The organism is Kouleothrix sp. 19917, from assembly GCF_057073505.1.
Window position 1 is genome coordinate 8,263,125 of the sequence record NZ_CP097099.1, and the last position, 15,735, is coordinate 8,278,859.

Below are 15,735 nucleotides of genomic sequence, written 5' to 3' on the forward strand. Positions count from 1 at the left end.
TTTCGACCAATCTGCATCCTGCGGTCGAGATTCATCAGAAGGAGGACTTATCGCGTGGGGTGGTGTCGGTGGCCGAAGTGCGCCCCGAGCGTACCAGGTTCACGCCGCGCACAACCAGCGGAGTGAGCACCGCTGCGATTACCAGCTCAGCAATCGCCTGGGGGATGATCGAAACCACGGCGGCGGCGGGGATCAGGCCGAACGCCACCAGCATACCAACCACCAGAATCGTGTTAGTAAGCGTGCCAACCACACCGGCTACTGCCGCCGCAAGGTCGACATTCACCCGCGACAGGCTGCGGTAGGCGAGCCAGGCCATCAGGCCGATGAGCAGGCGTGGCACCACAGAAATAAGCGGATTGGTGAACAGGCCAGTGGTATCTTGCAGCATGCTGAAAACGCCAAAGATGCCGCCGGCGAGGATGCCGACGATTGGCCCTTCCAGCACCGCGCCGATGATCGCCGGGATGTGCATGATCGTGGCGCGCCCGCTGACATTCGGCACAGGAATGAAGCCCAACTGCGTGTAGCCCAGCACAATCGCGATTGCGCCCAGCACGCCAGCGACGACAATCCGCCGCGTGTTCAAAGCCGTCGGCCGGTCCTGCGACATTGTTGCCATTGCTGGTTCCTTTCTACTGTCTACAATGGTCCGTTACGGTTGCGATTCGCGTTCCCTGCTGCGATCTCACACCCATGACTGTGCGGCTGCTGCTGGCAGCGACCGCACGCAAACCGCGCCCCATTGGCGGTTTGCCCCACGAAAACGGTATGGCTGCATGCTCGAGCAACCTGCGGACCTGTGGCGACACTGTCGCGCCCTGAAGCGGACGAGTAGAATCGATCCGGCAGTTCTTCATTTGTTCGGGCTCGTGTTTAGGATGGCGAATAGTAGCATTGCGGGATCATTTTGTCAAGGCATGTTCCAGCAGGTGCAACAGCTCCTGCGGGCGTTCGTGCTGCGGGTTGTGCCCGCTGTCGGCGACCGCGTGCAGCCCGGCGTTGGGCAGCAGGGCGGCCATGGCCGCGCCAGCTGCGGGCGGCACAATATGGTCGTCATCGGCCCAGATGATGTCGGTGGGGGTGGAGCATGTGGCGAGCTGGGCGCGATACTGCTCGGCGCGAAAGGCTTGCTCAACCGCGAGCCAGCGCAGGGTGGAAAGAAAGGCCCGCCGCTGCGTGCTGCTCCACACGCGCGCCCACACACGCTCGCGCAGAAAGGCCCGCTCGTCCTCGGGCAGCGCGTCGAGGTCGTGATAATAGGGGCGCAGCGTGTCGTAGGCACCCTGCTGTGAGCGGCGCAAGCTGGTGTAGAAGGCTTCGCCCAGGCCGGGGGTGAGAAAGAACCACAGGACCGGCGGCGGGCGGTGCGCCACAATCGGCAGCCCGCCATCGATCAACACCAGCCGCTCGCCAAGGGTGGGCGCGGCCAGCGCCAGCCGCTGCGCAATTGCCGCGCCAAGCGAGTGGCCTACCAGCGCGGCGCGCTCGATGCCGTTGGCGGCCAGCAGCGCGGCGAGCGTGCGCGCATAGAAGGCCAGCGTCGCGCCCGAGCGCGGCCCTTCGCTGCGGCCAAAACCGGGCAGGTCGGGCGCGAGCACGCGCCGCCGCTGCGCCAGCGCGGGCATGATCGCGCGCCAGGTGTCGGCTTCGTCGCCCAGGCCGTGAATGAGCAGCACGGGCGGCGCATCGCCGGGCGCGCTGCTGCTGTCGTAGAAAAAGAGCTGCCGGCCATCAACGGTTGTGCTGCGGGCGTCGTGTTGCAGCGCGGGGTGCGGCGGCATCGAGTCGGGGCGGGACATGGGCGTACCTCGTGTATGCAGGAGACGGGAGAAAGTGGGCAGTAGCCAGTTAGCAGTCGGCAGGAGGCAGGAACCTTTAACATGCGAACGTGGAACTTTCAAACCTTCAAACCTTCAAACTGCAACTTGCAACTCCAAAACCTCCGTGCTTCTGTGTCTCTGTGGTTCATTCTTCTGGTTGTTGTTTGTCGCATGCGCTCTTTGCGTTCTTTGCGGCGAAAATGTAGCGCTAGAGCGTATGCAATACGCTTGTACGGGCGTTATTCATCGTCGAGCGCAATGCCGAAATGGTTGCGCAGTGCGTCGGTGACGGCGGCTTCGTCGGGCAGGATGTGCTCGCTGCGCTGGCCGTGCTCGGTGCGGATCAGGCGCATGCCGCTGATGGTAATGCGCCCGGCGGGCGTTGCCAGCGAGCACACGCGCCCCTGCGTGAAATGCGACTCAGGCGATGTCTGGTGATAATAACACATCCCGTCGTAGTCACCGAAGTCGCGCGCCTGGAGCGTGAAGGTGTATTGCGGCTCCCAGGGCGCGCTGCCGGCCTGGCGTTCGAACAGTGTCCAGCGGCCAGCCGTTTCTGTGAGGCGATAGGCCCGCCCATCCTGCGTTTGCACGGCGTTGGCTTCCAGCCGAAGTGGCTGCGCAAACGAGTCGCCAAAGCCAACATCCACCAGCCATGGCCCGGCCTGGCCCTGCGGCGGGCGCACCAGCAGGGCCATGTGGTCGAACTCGGGGCCGAAGCTGCCATCGCCGCGCGCCACGCCAGCCGCGAGCAGCGTGACATCGTAACCGAGGGCGCGCAGCAGACGGGCGAACAGGCCGTTCAGCTCGTAGCAAAAGCCGCCGCGCCGCCGCGTCACAATCTTCGCGAACAGGCCATCGGCGTCGAGGGCGAGCGGGTGGCCGCGCCCAATGTCGAGGTTTTCGAAGGGCACGGCGAGCAGGTGGGCGCGCTGCAAGGCCGCGAGCGTCGTGTCGTTGGGCGTGCGCGGGCCAGCGTAGCCGATGCGCGCAAGGTAGGCGTCGGTGTTCATGTGAGCCTCAGTTCAGGGCGAATCGGTGAAAGGGTGAAAGGGTGACAAGGTGAAGGGGTGAAGTGATGACTGGCAGTATGCAGTAGCCAGTTGGCAGTATGCAGTCGGCAGTCGGCAGTTGGCAGTAGCGTTCAACCTGCAACCTGCAACTTGCAAACCTGCGACCCTTCGCGCCCTTTGCGTTCTTTGCGGTGAAATATTCCGTTCGTCTTTCGTCCTTCGTCCTTGGTCTATCGGGCATTCTAGCGCAGCAGCGCGGCGACGGCGTCGTGCGGCAGGGCGTGGGCGGTGTGGCCGTCGCGCCCGGTGGTGGTTTCGGCGCAGCTCAGCGAGTTGAGTACCGCTTCTTCGACGCAGGCGGCCACAGCGGGGAACAGCGCGCCCAGCACGCGCTCTTCGTCGGCCACGACGGTGCGGGCGGCGCTTGGCGCGGTGCGGTGGGTGGGGATGCGCCAGGCGGTGCTGAAGGCGATCACGAAATCGCCGCTGCCGTGGCCGTAGACGCTGCCGACGCGCGCCAGGCCGGCGGCGGCGCGCACGCACAGCCGGTGCAGCTCGCGGCTGTCGAGTGGGGCGTTGGTGGCGAGCACAATCATTACCGAGCCGTGCTCGGGCGCGGGGGTGTGCGCGGGCGGCAGCAATGTGCGCCCAACCGGCACGCCGCGAATCGTGAGGTCGGCGGGCTGGCCGAAGTTGCTCTGCACCAGCGCGCCAAGCGTCCAGCCGCCCAGCGCGGCGGGCAGCTCGCGGCTGGCGCTGCCGATGCCGCCCTTCCAGCCGAAGCAGCGCGTACCGGTGCCCGCGCCAAGCGCGCCTTCGGCCACTGGCCCGCCGCCCGCCGACTCAATCGCGGCAACAACATGCTCGGCGCGCACGTGGCGGCCCTGAATGTCGTTCAGGAAGCCGTCGTTGCACTCGCCAACCAGCACGTTCACCGTGCTCGCGCCGATGCCGATCTCAGGATTTTCGCGCACGGAATACTGCACCAGCGCATCGGCCACCAGCCCGACGTTGAGCGTGTTAGTGAGGGCGATTGGCGCTTCGATGCGGCCCAGCTCGCGCACCTGCTCGAAGCCGAAGGGCTTGCCGTAGCCGTTGATTGTGTGCACCGCCGCGACAACCTGGTTGCGAAACAGGTTGCCCGCATGCGGCAGCACCACCGTCACGCCGGTGCGCGCCGGCCCATGGCCGGGCTGGAGTGGCCCTTCTCCCGCGACAAGCGTGCAGTGGCCCACGCGCACGCCCGGCACGTCGGTGATGGCGTTGTGCGGGCCGGCGGGCAGGTCATCGTCGGCGATCCAGCCAAGATCACGGGCGCGCGGCATGGCGGAATTCCTTGCTGCTAAAATTCCCACCACTGCTCGGAGCCGCTGCCGGCCAGCGCGGGCTGGCGCTCGGGCGCGAGCAGGAAGCGCAGCGCGCCGGGCAGGCGCCGCGCCCAGGCGGCCTCGTTGTGCGCCGCTTCTTCTTCTTCGTCGTAGCGCAGCTGCGTGCCGGGCAGGTAGCCCTTGGCCGCCAGCATGTCGGTCAGGCGGCGGGCCGATTGCAGGTAGCGGCTGGTGTACTTGTGCGGCGGGCGCTGCGCCGGGCGCGGGTCGCCACCCTCGTGCGTGCCGATGTCGAGGTAGATGCGGCCGGGCTTGTAGGGCGCGGACTGAACGATCGGAAAGATCGCTTCCTGCCCGAACCACAGCGAGGGACTCATCACGCCCGCGAAGCCAAACACGTCGGGCCGCGCGAAAAAGGCGTACAGGCTGATCAGCCCGCCCATGGAGGAGCCGATCACGCCGGTGTGCTCGCGCGCGGGCAGGGTGCGGAAATCGGCGTCAATCAGCGGTTTGACGGTATTCGCCATAAAGGCGACATACCAGTCGCCGCGCCCGCCGCGCCGCAGTCGCGCATCTTTGAATGGGCTGTACTCGTCGATCCGGCGCGTGCCCATGTTCGGGATGCCGACGACAATCGCTTCCAGCCCTTCGCTGCTGAGCGACTGCATGGTCTCGTCAACCTGCCATTCGCCCGCGTAGCTCAGCGTCTGATCGAACAGATTCTGCCCGTCCTGCATATAGATGACGGGGTAGCGCCGCTCGGGTTCGGTGGCGTAGGAGGGCGGCAGGTGCACATAGAGCCTGCGCCGGTTATGGAGCTGCGGGCTGTACACCGCGTCGGCGGCGCGCAGGTCGCCAACGACTGTGTGCTGCACGCGGTAGTCGGTGTAGCTATACCAATGCGTATTCATGAACGTTGTGTTGTCACCATTTTCAAAAATGAACCGCACCAACTATACCACGTTCCCGCTTCGGAAAAGCTGACAAGAGCATAACAAAGGGTTGAAACACGACGACACTCCGAGCCTGCGCCCGGAGTGTCGCGAAACAACGGTATGAGGGTCTGGGGTCTGGGGTCTGGGGTTTTGGGATTGCGCTTACAAGCTGCAACCTGTAACCTTCAAACCTGCGAACAAGCGTATGCAATACGCCCCGGCGGCAACCTGTGAACTTACAACCTGCGAACAAGCGTATGCAATACGCCCCGGCGGCAACCTGTGAACTTACAACCTGCGAACAAGCGTATGCAATACGCCCCGGCGGCAACCTGTGAACTTGCAACCTTCAAACCTGCAAACCTGCAACCCTCTGCGTCCTTTGCGCTCTTTGCGGTGAAATATGCCGTCGTCCGTCCTCGCTCGTCGGTTGTCGAAACTCTAGCCGACCGGCGGCGCGTGCAGGCCCACGCGGTTGCCCTCGCTGTCGCGAATGACGGCAATCGCGCCCTGTTCGCCAATCGAGGTTTCGGGCAATAACACCTGCCCGCCCGCCGCGCCAACCCGCGCGATCATGGCGGCCAGCGTGTTGCCAGCGTTCAGGTAGATCAGCGGGCCGCTGGTGGACGGCGCGGCGTCGGGCGGGGCGATGATTGCGCCAGCCACGCCTTGCTCTTCGGCGGGGAAGAAGCCGTGGGGCACGCCCATGAACTCGCCAGTGCGGATTTCTTGCCCCAGCACGGTGCGGTAAAACGCCACGGCGCGGTTGAAGTCGGTGGCCGGGATTTCGAACCAGTTGATTGCGTTGCGCATTGCTGCCTCCTTGTGCGCTCGTATGACTTACCTGTTCATCATAGTGCGCGCAAGTGACAGCCCTATGTCAGCAGCGATTCGTGATTTTTGATGATCTGGGCGGCCTCTTCAGCCAGCAACGCGCGCAGCCCGGCCGGCTCCAGCACGCGCACATGCGCGCCCCAGCCCAGCAGCCAGCCCAGCAGGTCGCGCTCGTGGCGCACGCGAAACGTCACCAGCAGGCCGTCGGGGTGCTCCTCTTCGCCCACCGCGAAGAAGGACGGCGCTTCGCGCACCCAGTCGGCCACGGCGGGGCTGAACAGGGCGCGCACAAGGAGCGCGCGCTCGCTTTCGTCGCGCTGAAGCGTGAAGCCCAATGGGCGCGAGAAGGTGTCGGCGCGCACCCGCAGCTCGTCGATCCGCTCGACGCGGAAGTTGCGCCGCGCCTGGCGGGCATGGTCGTAGGCCACAAGGTGCCACGCTCCGGCCACATTCACCAGCCCAAGCGGGTCGGCGCTGCGCTCGCTCCAGGTGCCGCCAGCGAGCTGCCCGCTGCGCGCATGGTAGCGAAACTGCACGGCGTGCCGGCCAACCAGGGCGCGGCGCAGCTGGCGCAGCAGGCCGGTTTCGCGCTCGCTCGCGCCCTCGGCCACGAAGCGGATGCTTTCGCGCAGGGCGCGCACTTCGTCGCGCAGGTGCTCGGGCAGCGCGCCCGCGATTTTGCGGCCAGCCGCCTCGGCGGCGAACTGGTATTCGGCGTCGAAGCTTTGCGCCATCACATCGCCGCCCAGCAGCAGCATCAGCGCCTCGTCGGGCGTGAAGCGCAGCGGCGGCAGGAAGTAGCCTTCGAGCAGGCTGTAGCCGCGCCCGGGCGCGGCAACTACCGGCACGCCGGCCTCGCACAGCGCCTGAATATCGCGGTAAATTGTGCGCTTGCCCACCTCGAAGGTCGCGGCCAGGTCTTCGGCGCGGCGGTGGCCGGCGGCCTGAAGTTCAAGCACAATTGCGAGCAAACGGTCGGTTCGGTTCATAGCAGCAGTCAGGGGTCAGAAGTCAGGAGGCAGAAATCACACATCGGTTACTTTTTCGGCCAGCACCGTGTGCCACAGAATGCCGGGCCGGTAGCTGTCGGCATCATCGTGCTGCTCAAGCGTGGCCAGCCCGGCAGCCTGGAACATCGCAGTCAGCTGCTCATCGCTAATTGGCGTGAACAGGCGACCATCGGGCTCGCGCAGCGCGCCAGCGCGCCCCGAGCGCACGCTCAGCAGCAGGCGCCCGCCCGGCAGGAGAATGCGTGCCAGCGCGGCAACTGCGGCGGGCTGCTCGTCGGCGGGCAGGTGCATCAGCGTGGCGTTGCACAGCGCATTCATGTAGCTCGCGCTGGCGATGCTCCCAAGGTTGGGCAGGCTTTCGTGGTACACGGTGATGGTAGGGAAGGCGGCGCGTGCCTCGGCCAGCATGGCCTCGGCGGCGTCGTAGCCGGTGGTTGGGAAGCCCTGCCCGTCCAGCCAGGCCACGTCGCTTCCGCTGCCGCAGCCAATGTCGGCGGTGGGCTGGCCTTTGTGGAAACCAGCCGGCACAAAGCGGCGCAGCTCGTTCGGCAGGATCAGCCGGTAGCGCTCGCAGCGCTCGGCGGCGGATGTGTTGTAGGCAACAATGGTTTGCTCATCCATGAATGCGGTTCTCCTGCCGCGAAAAGCGGCTGTGGGAAACGGCGTGTCTACGCTTCTTCGGCAGTGACACGCCACACCCACGCGATCAGCGCGGGCTGAAGCGGCAGGCGCAGCCAGAGCAGCGCGGGTGGAATGCTTCCGTAGCGGTCGGGGTGCAGGGCCATATGTAGGTTCGCCGGGAATACCGCCAGCAACAGGGCGGTGAGGCCCCAGCGCGTCAGGGTGCGCAGCTGTGGGAACAGCGACGCCGCGCCAAGCAGAAGTTCGGCGTAGCCGCTCAGCGCCACGAGTTCGCGGTGCCAGGGCAGGTAGTCGGGCATGATCGCCTGGTACATGCGCGGGCGGCGAAAATGATTCGCGCCAGCGGCCAGAAAGCCCAGGCCAAGCGCGGCGCGGTTGAGGGTGCGGATGCGGGAAGAATGGGACATGGCGGCATGTTCTCCGTGGCGTGCGGCATGCCCACGCTGCCAGGCACAGCATACCACCAGAAGCGGGGTCGTGCTACAGGGTTGTGCAGCCGAGTTGGGCGGCGCGCCCGGTGGCGGCAAACATGCCCAGCTCGGCGCGGCGCGTGTCGTGGCGGCTCAGGTGGCAGCTTGCCGCTGCGGTGGCAACAGGCGCGGCAAAGCTCGCCTGTGCTGCGGGCGAGGAATGCGCCAGGTCGGCCAGGCCGCCCGCCACAATCGCCGCGACAAACGCCCCGCGCACAACGAAATCAATTGGTTTGAACGATTTCATAGCTCGCATCTGCACCTCCCTGGTTTGCCTCCATCGTGTTGAAAGTCGATTACCAAGCGAATATGCAAACTGCGTGCCTCGGGTGTGGGAGCGCGACGGGGTGAAGCGGCAGTAGTTGGCAGTATGCAGTCGGCAGTTGGCAGTTGGCAGTCGGCAGTCGGCAGTTGGCAGTCGGCAGTCGGCAGTTGGCAGTCGGCAGTCGGCAGTCGGCAGTTGGCAGTAGGCAGTCGGCAGTCGGCAGTTGGCAGTTGGCAGTCGGCAGTCGGCAGTTGGCAGTTGGCAGTCGGCAGTCGGCAGTTGGCAGTTGGCAGTTGGCAGTTGGCAGTAGCCTTCAATGTGCGAACGTGGAACTCGCAACTTTGAAACCTTCAAACTTGCAACATGGAACCTGCAAACCTTCAAACTTGCAACCCAAAACCTCCGCGCCTCTGTGGTAAATTTTCGTTCGTCCTTGGTTGGCGCAATCAGTCTGCACGCAGGGCCGCATAGCGCGCGGGCGTCAGGCCAAACGCGGCGCGGAACATGCGCGTCAGGTGGGCCTGGTCGGCGAAGCCCGCGTCGAGCGCGACCTCGACCAGCGGCGCGCCAGCGGCGATACGCTGGCGGGCGGTGTCGAGCCGGCGCATTAGCAGGTAGCGATAGGAGCTGGTGCCGTAGCGGCGGCGAAACTGGCGCGCCAGCTCGTAGCGGCTGAGGCCGCTGAGCGCTTCCAGCTCGCGGGAATGCACCACGCGCGCATGTTCCGCGCTGAGAAATTGCCGCACGCGCTCCAGCGCGGCAAGGTCGAGATGCACAGGGACGTGCGAGTAACCCGGCGCGGCGGCCAGCAAGCCCTCGGCCAGCTGCTGCACCAGGCTGTCGCGCGCCAGCGGCTCGTTCACTCCTGCAAAGGCAATATGAATCGCCGCGCTCAGCGTTGGGCTGGCAAGCACTGGCTGGCGCGCAAATGGCAGCGCGCCCGTGCCGCGCAGCGCCTGCACCGCCGCAAAAATCAGCGCCGGGTCGACATACACGATCCGGTAGCCGAAACCGTCCGCCGTGGCCGCGCTGCCATCGTGCAGCTCGTCGGGGTGCAGCACCACCACCTGCCCCGGCACGCTCGTCTCGGAAGCGCCGCGATAGCCAAAGGCCTGCACGCCGCTGGTAGTGACGCAAAACGCATAGCTGTCGTGGCGGTGCGGGCGGTACGCTGGCCCGCGAAACCATGCTTCCATGCACTCGATGCCGTGGGCCGGCGCGCTGCTGCGCATCCAGCCGCCCGCGCCGTCGCCGCACGATCGTTCAAGACCCACGCCGCTGGCTTTGCTAGGATTGTTGGGCATATGGCATTCCTGCGCGAAAAGGAGGCGGGCTGTGACGGCGGAACAAGCGCTGGCGTTTCTGGTCTTCGCGACGGTGGCGGCGGTGACGCCCGGCCCGAGCAACATGCTGCTGACGGCGGTGGGCGCGGCGCGTGGCGTGCTGCGCGGGCTGCCAAGCCTGGCTGGTGTTGCGATCGGCATGGGCCTGATGATGGCGCTGGTTGCCTTTGGCCTGGGCAGCCTGGTGCTTGGCAGCCCGGCTATTCTGCTGGCCTTGAAATGGTGCGGCAGCGCCTTTCTGGTCTGGCTGGCCTGGAAGATCGCCAGCGCCCGGCATGGCGAGGCGGCTCAGACTGCGTCCATCCTCGGCTTCTGGCGCGCGGCCGCGTTTCAGTGGGTCAACCCGAAATCGTGGCTGGTGTGCGCCAGCGCAGTTGGCACCTACCTGCAAGGCGGCAGCGGCGCGCTCCCGCAGTCGCTGGCGTTTGGGCTGCTGTTCGCGCTGGCCGCGCTGCCGAGTTGCCTGGTCTGGCTGGCGTTTGGCGCCAGCATCAACCGCGTGCTGCGCACCGAGCGCGCCGCGCGAATCTTCAACATTGGCATGGCGCTGCTGCTGGCCGGCTCGGTGCTCGTGTTCGTGTGGTAGGTGCGCCTACTGGCTGTTGCGCTGGGTCATTGCGGCGCCAATCGCCACGCCCAGCGCCACCCCAACGCCCATTCCAAGTGCCATGCTGTTGAGCGCCACGCCAATCGCCGCGCCAAGCGCGACGCCGATAGCGATGCCAATGCCCATATATTTGTTTCGCCCGTTATTCATACGAATTCTCCTTCTCGCTATTTTCCAAACACAATTGCTTCGCGCATGTACAGCCGCAGGGCAATGCGCAGCAGCAGCGCGCCAACCAGCAGCGTCACCAGCGTCGAAACCAGCACATTCAGCAGGCTGACGGCTTCGCCGCGCATGAACTGGTTGATCAGCAGCTGCTGGCCGAAGGTCGGAATGGCCATGGTCCACAGCTCGGGTTTGAGCGGCAGAAAGGCCAGCACCAGCCCGGGCAGCGCCGGCACCAGCGGGATGAGCTGCAAGTAGCTTTGCGCCTCCTTGGGGCCGCGCGTCACCGCCGCAACGATCATTTGCATGCTGCTGGCCAGCACAATCATTGGCAGGGTCAGCAGGTAGATTTTCGCCAGCGCGAGCGGGCTGAAGCTGAGCGGGACGCCAAACATAGTGCCGAGCGGCACGACATTCAGGATCAGCCCGAAGGCGAGCACTGTTTCTGCAACAAGCACCAGCGTCACCACCAGCACCAGCAGCAGCTTGCCCAGCAGCACATCGCGGCGCGGCACCGGGTTGAGCAACAGCGGCTCAAGCGAACCGCGCTCGCGCTCGCCGGCCGTCATATCCACCGCCAGCCCTGCCCCGCCCGAGAACACCGCGAAGATAATGAAGTAGGGCAGCAGATTGAGGAAACTGGCCGCGCGGCTTTGCGAGGTTGCCAGGTCCACATCTTCGATGGTGAGCACCTGAACCACTTCCGGCGCGACGCCGCGCGCTTGCAGGCGCTCGGCAGCAATCTGCTGGTTATATTCTTCCAGCAGTTTTTGTGCCCGCCCAACCGTCACATTCGACGAAGAGCGCGAATTATCCTGCAGAAGCTGCACGGCGGCCGGCTGCTCGGCGGCAAAACTGCTGGCGAAGTTGGGCTGAATCACCAGCACCGTGTCGACATCGCCGGCGCGCACAATGCCCTGCGGGTCGGCGGGTGCGGGCTGCACTGCGACGTTGTGCTGTTTGAGAAATGCGACCAGCGCGGGCGCGTTTTCGGCCCCGGCAACCGGCAGTTCGAGCGCATTCTCGGTGCGCTGCGCGACCGACTGCCCCAGCACGGTGAAGACCAGCAGCACGATCAGCGGGCCCATGAGCGGGTAGAACAGCGAAGTGATGATCGTGCGCCGGTCGCGCAGGTGGTCGGTCAGCTCTTTGCGGAAAATAACGCCAATCCGGTCGAACATGCTATCCCTCTGCTGCCGCGCAGCGCTAGAGCATAATGCCTTCGTCGGTGCCAATCGCGGCGACAAATGCGTCTTCCAGACTTTCCTGATGCGTTGCGCGCCGTAGCTCGTCGGGCGTGCCGTCGGCAGTGACGCGGCCATGCGCGATCACCACCACGCGGTCGCACAGCGCAGCCACTTCCTGCATGATGTGGCTGGAAAACAGCACGCACTTGCCTTCGTCGCGCAGCCGGCGGATGAAGGTGCGCAGCGCGCGCGTGCTCATCACGTCCAGGCCGTTGGTTGGCTCATCGAGCATGATATTTTGCGGCTCGTGCACCAGCGCGCGCGCCAGTGCCACTTTGACGCGCTGGCCCTGCGAAAAGCCTTCGGTGCGGCGGTCGGCAATATCCTGCATGTCGAGCAGCTTGATCAGCGCGTCGATCTGCTTTTCCAGCGCGCTGCCGCCGCGCCCGTGCAACTGCCCGAAGTAACGAATATGCTCGCGCGCAGTCAGGCGCGGGTACAGGCCGCGATTGTCGGGCAGCACGCCAATGCGCTGGCGCACCGCCATTGTGTCGGCGGCCGAGTCGCGGCCATCCACCAGGGCGCGGCCCGAGTCGGGCGCGAGCAGCGTGTACAGGATGCGCAGCGTGGTGGTTTTGCCCGCGCCGTTTGGGCCAAGCAGCCCGGTGATCTGGCCGTCGCGTGCGCCAAACGACACATCTTCGACAGCGGTGATCGCGCCAAACGATTTGTGCAGATGCTGCACTTCGATCATATCGTTGTGTCCTAGCTCGAAAACAGAACCGAGAACCAAGAACCAAGCGAAGGGCGTATTGCATACGTCCGAACCAAGAACCAAGGACCAAGAACCAAGCGAAGGGCGTATTGCATACGTCCGAACCGAGAACCAACAACCAAGAACCAAGCGAAGGGCGTATTGCATACGTCCGAACCGAGAACCGAGAACCAAGCGAAGGGCGTATTGCATACGTCCGAACCGAGAACCAAGAACCAAGCGAAGGGCGTATTGCATACGTCCGAACCGAGAACTACGGGACCAAGGACCAAGCGAAGGGCGTATTGCATACGCCCGAACCGAGGGCCGAGAACCACATAACCAAGAACCAAGCGAAGGGCGTATTGCATACGTCCGAACCAAGAACCAAGAACCAAGCGAAGGGCGTATTGCATACGTCCGAACCACAGAACCAAGAACCAAGCGAAGGGCGTATTGCATACGTCCGAACCGAGGGCCGAGAACCAAGCCCTGCGCTGAATGCGCGCTCAGTCTTCGAGCAGCTTGAGCAGCACGCGCCGCGTGCGCGGGCCGTCGAACTCGGCCAGGTAGATCGCCTGCCAGCGCCCCAGCACAAGCTGGCCTTGTTCCACAAACACAAAATGCGAAAAGCCCATCGCGCTGGCCTGCAAGTGCGAAGCCGAATTATCTTCGATATGGCGGTAGCGCGGGTCGTCGCGCGGGGCGATGCGCCGCAGCAGCAGCAGCATGTCGTGCTGCACGCCCGGGTCGGCGTTTTCCTGAATGGTGATGCTGCAGGTGGTGTGTGGCACGTACAGCAGCGCCGTGCCCGCGTCGATGCCACTTTCATGCACTACGCGCGCCACCTCGGCCGTTATATTCACCATGCATTCCTGTGCAGCCGTGCGCACGCTCAGCTCGTGAAGCATACTTATTCCTCTCATCCAAATGTGCTGGAAAATCTCTATGCCGGTGTTTGGCTTGGTAGTGCGTAGTGCGTAGTGCGTATTCGCCAGTTTGGTATATCTCAGTGTACTACCAAATCCATCTGGCCACGCACATGAAGCTTGGACAAGGCTTTATCAAAGGCCCAAATAAATCATCCACAGATTTCGCAGATGACGCAGATGAGAGACCTCATATCTGTGTAATCTGCGAAATCTGTGGATTACGGCGTTTTGCAGAACTATTGACCATTCAGGTACTGGTGAGAAGCGCGTTGCAGAGCGGAAATGCAACTTCCGCCTGCATCCTGCCGACTGCAAACTGCTATAAAAGCCGCTACAGCGCCGCGTCGAAGCAGTGCGGGTTGGCGCGCACCAGGTCGTCGACGCCGCGAAAGCCCTGGAGCACCAGTGGCGTGCCGAGGCTGCCCAGCGCCACAATCGGGCCGGTGAGCATGAAGGTGTAGCGCCCGGTGCGCTTGGGGTCGGGCAGCGAACAGTAGCGCGCAAAGCCTTCTTTGCCCAGCTCGGTTTCGACATACTCGCGATCCGCGCCGAGCTTGAAGCCCTGGCCGAAGATTTTCACCTGCAGCTGGCGCAGAATGGTTTTGTCGAAGTCGTGCAGCGTCTGCGTCACGAACATCCAGCCCACGCCGTACTTGCCAGTCATGCGGATGCTTTGCGCCAGCAGGCTGCGCGTGCGCGAGCCGTCGCTCGATTCGCTGGCGTGCTCGCCGGCAAACAGGTGCGCCTCGTCCAGCAGCACCAGCGCGTTCGAGCTTTGCCCGCTCTGGAACGAGCGGTGGATGACATAACGCAGACGGGTCAGAATTTCGTTGAGCAGGAAGTAAGGTGTTTCGTCGGCGCCTTCCTGCGCGAACGACAGCACCACCACGGCGCGCTCGGTCAGCACGCGCGCGATTAGCTGCGAGAGCGGCACGCGCCCAACCGGGCCATCGGTGCGGAAGTGGCGCAGCGCATCGTCCCACAGCCGCCGCAGCCGCGCCTCGTCGAGGTTGAAACGCGCCAGCACGTCGGCGGCGCGCGCGCCTTCGCCGGGGGTGGTGCCCGGCCGCGTGGCGTAGATCACGTCGGCAAAGCGCGCCAGGTCTTTCACCAGCGCGGCCATGTCGGCGGCGCGCAGGTCCCGGATGGGGCGGTGCTTGCCGTGGCCGTCGCTCAGCTCTTGCAGCAGGCTGGCCAGGCGCTCGGCGGCCTCGCGCTCTTTGTTCGCGCCCTTGAAGCCCAGGCTTTCGAAAAAGCCGGTGCGGCGCAGCAGCTCGGTAAAAGCCTCGCAGCCCTCCAGCGCCACTTCGTCGGTGGTCAGCACCGTCACTTCGCGCTTGACGCGCAGGCCGCCAATCATGCGCCTGATGCTGAAATCGACGCGATGATCGCCCGCCGCAAAGCGGTCGCGCCCGAACTCGCCCTGTGGGTCGAGCACGAGGATGCCCAGGTCGCGGTTGGCGGCGAAGCCGGCCAGCACCTGCGCGGCCAGAATGCTCTTGCCACTGCGCGTCTGCCCGAAAATGCCCAGCATCACCGCTTCGCCAAAGCCGCCCTGCTCGGTGCTGCCGAAATGGCGCAGCGTGAGCGGCACGGGCAGGCCATCGCCGGGCGACTGGCCGGCGTAGAAAATGCCCGGCTCGGTATGCACCAGGTCTTGCAGGGTCGCGGCGTCGGCGGGGTAGACGGGCGTGCCAGAAGGTGGCGGCGTGGAAAGGGTGGTGCGCCGCAGCACGTGGCCGTTGTCGTCGAGCAGGAAGACGCCCAGCGCGCCAAGCTGCGCCGAGGTCAGGTCGCTTTCGCCCGAGAGTGCTGGCAGCGCGCCCTGGTGCTTGATCACCGCGCGAATCACCGGGTCTTCATGCCAGCGGTTGCGCGTCACAATGCCGCCAAGCTGGCACAGCGCGCGCTTGCGGTAGGTGCGCCCGTTGAAGCGCTCGGCAACTTCAAACGTCACCCAGGCGTGGTCGAGCGCGCGGTCGCGGGCGGCTTCGAGAATATCGACCGTGAAGTTGGTGGTGGAGTTTGGGCTGCCAATCACCGCGATGGGCGCGGCGAGCGTGGGCGCAGGTAGTGTGCTGCGCTGCGGCGGTGATTCCTGGCTTTCGCGGATGTGGCGCATGGCTGCCTCGCTCCTGCTCAACGCGGCGAATTCTCTGGCTTGGTTTAGTGCGAACAAAATTGCGAAACATTTGTTCCGAGTATAGCACCCATGTGCGGGATGTCAAGAGTGTATTGACAATAAGGTGTAAATAGTTAATCGAACGAATGTTCTGTATGCGACAAACGACGGCAGGGTATTAAAGCGCAAAGCGCGCAGAAGACGCAAATGTTTTGGAAGGCGACATCTGGCATTGACAGGTTTCAGAACGTATGATCTAATCCTGTCACGTGATAACGGCAATTTCATTGGGTCGAAGCATTATT

General features: G+C 64.7%; 17 protein-coding genes. 1 reads left to right on the plus strand and 16 read right to left on the minus strand.

Annotated elements, in window-relative coordinates; translation table 11 throughout:
• Positions 1-34: 34 nt before the first annotated feature.
• From M1P90_RS33390 to M1P90_RS33440, 11 genes are all read right to left on the minus strand, one after another.
• Entirely contained in the window at positions 35-622 is a 588-nt protein-coding gene (locus M1P90_RS33390; RefSeq protein WP_483700172.1) for an ECF transporter S component, read from the minus strand.
• A gap of 283 nt (positions 623-905) precedes the next feature.
• The gene (locus tag M1P90_RS33395; protein ID WP_483700173.1) at positions 906-1,802 is read right to left on the minus strand and encodes an alpha/beta fold hydrolase; all 897 of its coding nucleotides are present in this window, start codon (positions 1,800-1,802) and stop codon (positions 906-908) included.
• A gap of 260 nt (positions 1,803-2,062) precedes the next feature.
• Positions 2,063-2,836, minus strand: a complete 774-nt coding sequence (locus tag M1P90_RS33400; RefSeq protein ID WP_483700174.1) for an arylamine N-acetyltransferase family protein — start codon at positions 2,834-2,836, stop codon at positions 2,063-2,065.
• A 242-nt stretch (positions 2,837-3,078) separates the two neighbouring features.
• Positions 3,079-4,161: a DmpA family aminopeptidase gene (locus tag M1P90_RS33405; RefSeq protein ID WP_483700175.1), complete on the minus strand. Its 1,083-nt coding sequence runs from the start codon at positions 4,159-4,161 to the stop codon at positions 3,079-3,081.
• Positions 4,162-4,178: 17 nt separating this feature from the next.
• Positions 4,179-5,075, minus strand: coding sequence for an alpha/beta hydrolase (locus tag M1P90_RS33410; protein WP_483700177.1), 897 nt, complete (start codon positions 5,073-5,075; stop codon positions 4,179-4,181).
• Between the two features lie 465 nt (positions 5,076-5,540).
• The gene (locus M1P90_RS33415) at positions 5,541-5,912 is read right to left on the minus strand and encodes a VOC family protein (protein WP_483700178.1); all 372 of its coding nucleotides are present in this window, start codon (positions 5,910-5,912) and stop codon (positions 5,541-5,543) included.
• Positions 5,913-5,974: 62 nt separating this feature from the next.
• The gene (locus M1P90_RS33420) at positions 5,975-6,922 is read right to left on the minus strand and encodes a helix-turn-helix transcriptional regulator (protein WP_483700179.1); all 948 of its coding nucleotides are present in this window, start codon (positions 6,920-6,922) and stop codon (positions 5,975-5,977) included.
• Between the two features lie 36 nt (positions 6,923-6,958).
• On the minus strand, positions 6,959-7,564 hold the full coding sequence (locus tag M1P90_RS33425; protein ID WP_483700180.1) for a class I SAM-dependent methyltransferase: 606 nt from the start codon (positions 7,562-7,564) through the stop codon (positions 6,959-6,961).
• 47 nt (positions 7,565-7,611) lie between these two features.
• Positions 7,612-7,992 (minus strand): DoxX family protein, encoded by a 381-nt coding sequence (locus M1P90_RS33430; protein ID WP_483700181.1) that lies wholly within the window; start codon positions 7,990-7,992, stop codon positions 7,612-7,614.
• Positions 7,993-8,065: 73 nt separating this feature from the next.
• Complete coding sequence (locus tag M1P90_RS33435) at positions 8,066-8,311, minus strand: hypothetical protein (protein ID WP_483700182.1); 246 nt, start codon at positions 8,309-8,311, stop codon at positions 8,066-8,068.
• Between the two features lie 455 nt (positions 8,312-8,766).
• The gene (locus M1P90_RS33440) at positions 8,767-9,624 is read right to left on the minus strand and encodes an AraC family transcriptional regulator (RefSeq protein WP_483700183.1); all 858 of its coding nucleotides are present in this window, start codon (positions 9,622-9,624) and stop codon (positions 8,767-8,769) included.
• A gap of 31 nt (positions 9,625-9,655) precedes the next feature.
• Between M1P90_RS33440 and M1P90_RS33445 the strand changes: the two genes are divergently transcribed.
• A complete protein-coding gene (locus M1P90_RS33445) occupies positions 9,656-10,249 on the plus strand; it encodes a LysE family translocator (protein WP_483700184.1) in 594 nt (197 codons plus the stop codon).
• 6 nt (positions 10,250-10,255) lie between these two features.
• On the opposite strand, the gene M1P90_RS33450 is transcribed toward M1P90_RS33445, so the two are convergent.
• The 5 genes from M1P90_RS33450 to M1P90_RS33470 all read right to left on the minus strand — a co-directional run bounded on the left by M1P90_RS33450 (position 10,256) and on the right by M1P90_RS33470 (position 15,430).
• Positions 10,256-10,420: a glycine zipper domain-containing protein gene (locus M1P90_RS33450; RefSeq protein WP_483700185.1), complete on the minus strand. Its 165-nt coding sequence runs from the start codon at positions 10,418-10,420 to the stop codon at positions 10,256-10,258.
• 17 nt (positions 10,421-10,437) lie between these two features.
• Positions 10,438-11,616 carry an ABC transporter permease gene (locus M1P90_RS33455; protein ID WP_483700186.1) on the minus strand — a complete coding sequence of 393 codons (1,179 nt, stop codon included), beginning with the start codon at positions 11,614-11,616 and terminating at the stop codon, positions 10,438-10,440.
• Between the two features lie 25 nt (positions 11,617-11,641).
• Positions 11,642-12,376, minus strand: coding sequence for an ABC transporter ATP-binding protein (locus M1P90_RS33460; protein ID WP_483700187.1), 735 nt, complete (start codon positions 12,374-12,376; stop codon positions 11,642-11,644).
• A 509-nt stretch (positions 12,377-12,885) separates the two neighbouring features.
• On the minus strand, positions 12,886-13,287 hold the full coding sequence (locus M1P90_RS33465) for a secondary thiamine-phosphate synthase enzyme YjbQ (RefSeq protein ID WP_483700188.1): 402 nt from the start codon (positions 13,285-13,287) through the stop codon (positions 12,886-12,888).
• 352 nt (positions 13,288-13,639) lie between these two features.
• Positions 13,640-15,430: an ATP-binding protein gene (locus M1P90_RS33470; protein ID WP_483700189.1), complete on the minus strand. Its 1,791-nt coding sequence runs from the start codon at positions 15,428-15,430 to the stop codon at positions 13,640-13,642.
• Positions 15,431-15,735: the final 305 nt, after the last annotated feature.

Bases quoted from the DNA above. Each gene is read 5' to 3' on its own strand.
- M1P90_RS33390 (WP_483700172.1), bottom strand. From the start codon at position 622: ATGGCAACAATGTCGCAGGACCGGCCGACGGCTTTGAACACGCGGCGG.
- M1P90_RS33395 (WP_483700173.1), bottom strand. From the start codon at position 1,802: ATGTCCCGCCCCGACTCGATGCCGCCGCACCCCGCGCTGCAACACGAC.
- M1P90_RS33400 (WP_483700174.1), bottom strand. From the start codon at position 2,836: ATGAACACCGACGCCTACCTTGCGCGCATCGGCTACGCTGGCCCGCGC.
- M1P90_RS33405 (WP_483700175.1), bottom strand. From the start codon at position 4,161: ATGCCGCGCGCCCGTGATCTTGGCTGGATCGCCGACGATGACCTGCCC.
- M1P90_RS33410 (WP_483700177.1), bottom strand. From the start codon at position 5,075: ATGAATACGCATTGGTATAGCTACACCGACTACCGCGTGCAGCACACA.
- M1P90_RS33415 (WP_483700178.1), bottom strand. From the start codon at position 5,912: ATGCGCAACGCAATCAACTGGTTCGAAATCCCGGCCACCGACTTCAAC.
- M1P90_RS33420 (WP_483700179.1), bottom strand. From the start codon at position 6,922: ATGAACCGAACCGACCGTTTGCTCGCAATTGTGCTTGAACTTCAGGCC.
- M1P90_RS33425 (WP_483700180.1), bottom strand. From the start codon at position 7,564: ATGGATGAGCAAACCATTGTTGCCTACAACACATCCGCCGCCGAGCGC.
- M1P90_RS33430 (WP_483700181.1), bottom strand. From the start codon at position 7,992: ATGTCCCATTCTTCCCGCATCCGCACCCTCAACCGCGCCGCGCTTGGC.
- M1P90_RS33435 (WP_483700182.1), bottom strand. From the start codon at position 8,311: ATGCGAGCTATGAAATCGTTCAAACCAATTGATTTCGTTGTGCGCGGG.
- M1P90_RS33440 (WP_483700183.1), bottom strand. From the start codon at position 9,624: ATGCCCAACAATCCTAGCAAAGCCAGCGGCGTGGGTCTTGAACGATCG.
- M1P90_RS33450 (WP_483700185.1), bottom strand. From the start codon at position 10,420: ATGAATAACGGGCGAAACAAATATATGGGCATTGGCATCGCTATCGGC.
- M1P90_RS33455 (WP_483700186.1), bottom strand. From the start codon at position 11,616: ATGTTCGACCGGATTGGCGTTATTTTCCGCAAAGAGCTGACCGACCAC.
- M1P90_RS33460 (WP_483700187.1), bottom strand. From the start codon at position 12,376: ATGATCGAAGTGCAGCATCTGCACAAATCGTTTGGCGCGATCACCGCT.
- M1P90_RS33465 (WP_483700188.1), bottom strand. From the start codon at position 13,287: ATGCTTCACGAGCTGAGCGTGCGCACGGCTGCACAGGAATGCATGGTG.
- M1P90_RS33470 (WP_483700189.1), bottom strand. From the start codon at position 15,430: ATGCGCCACATCCGCGAAAGCCAGGAATCACCGCCGCAGCGCAGCACA.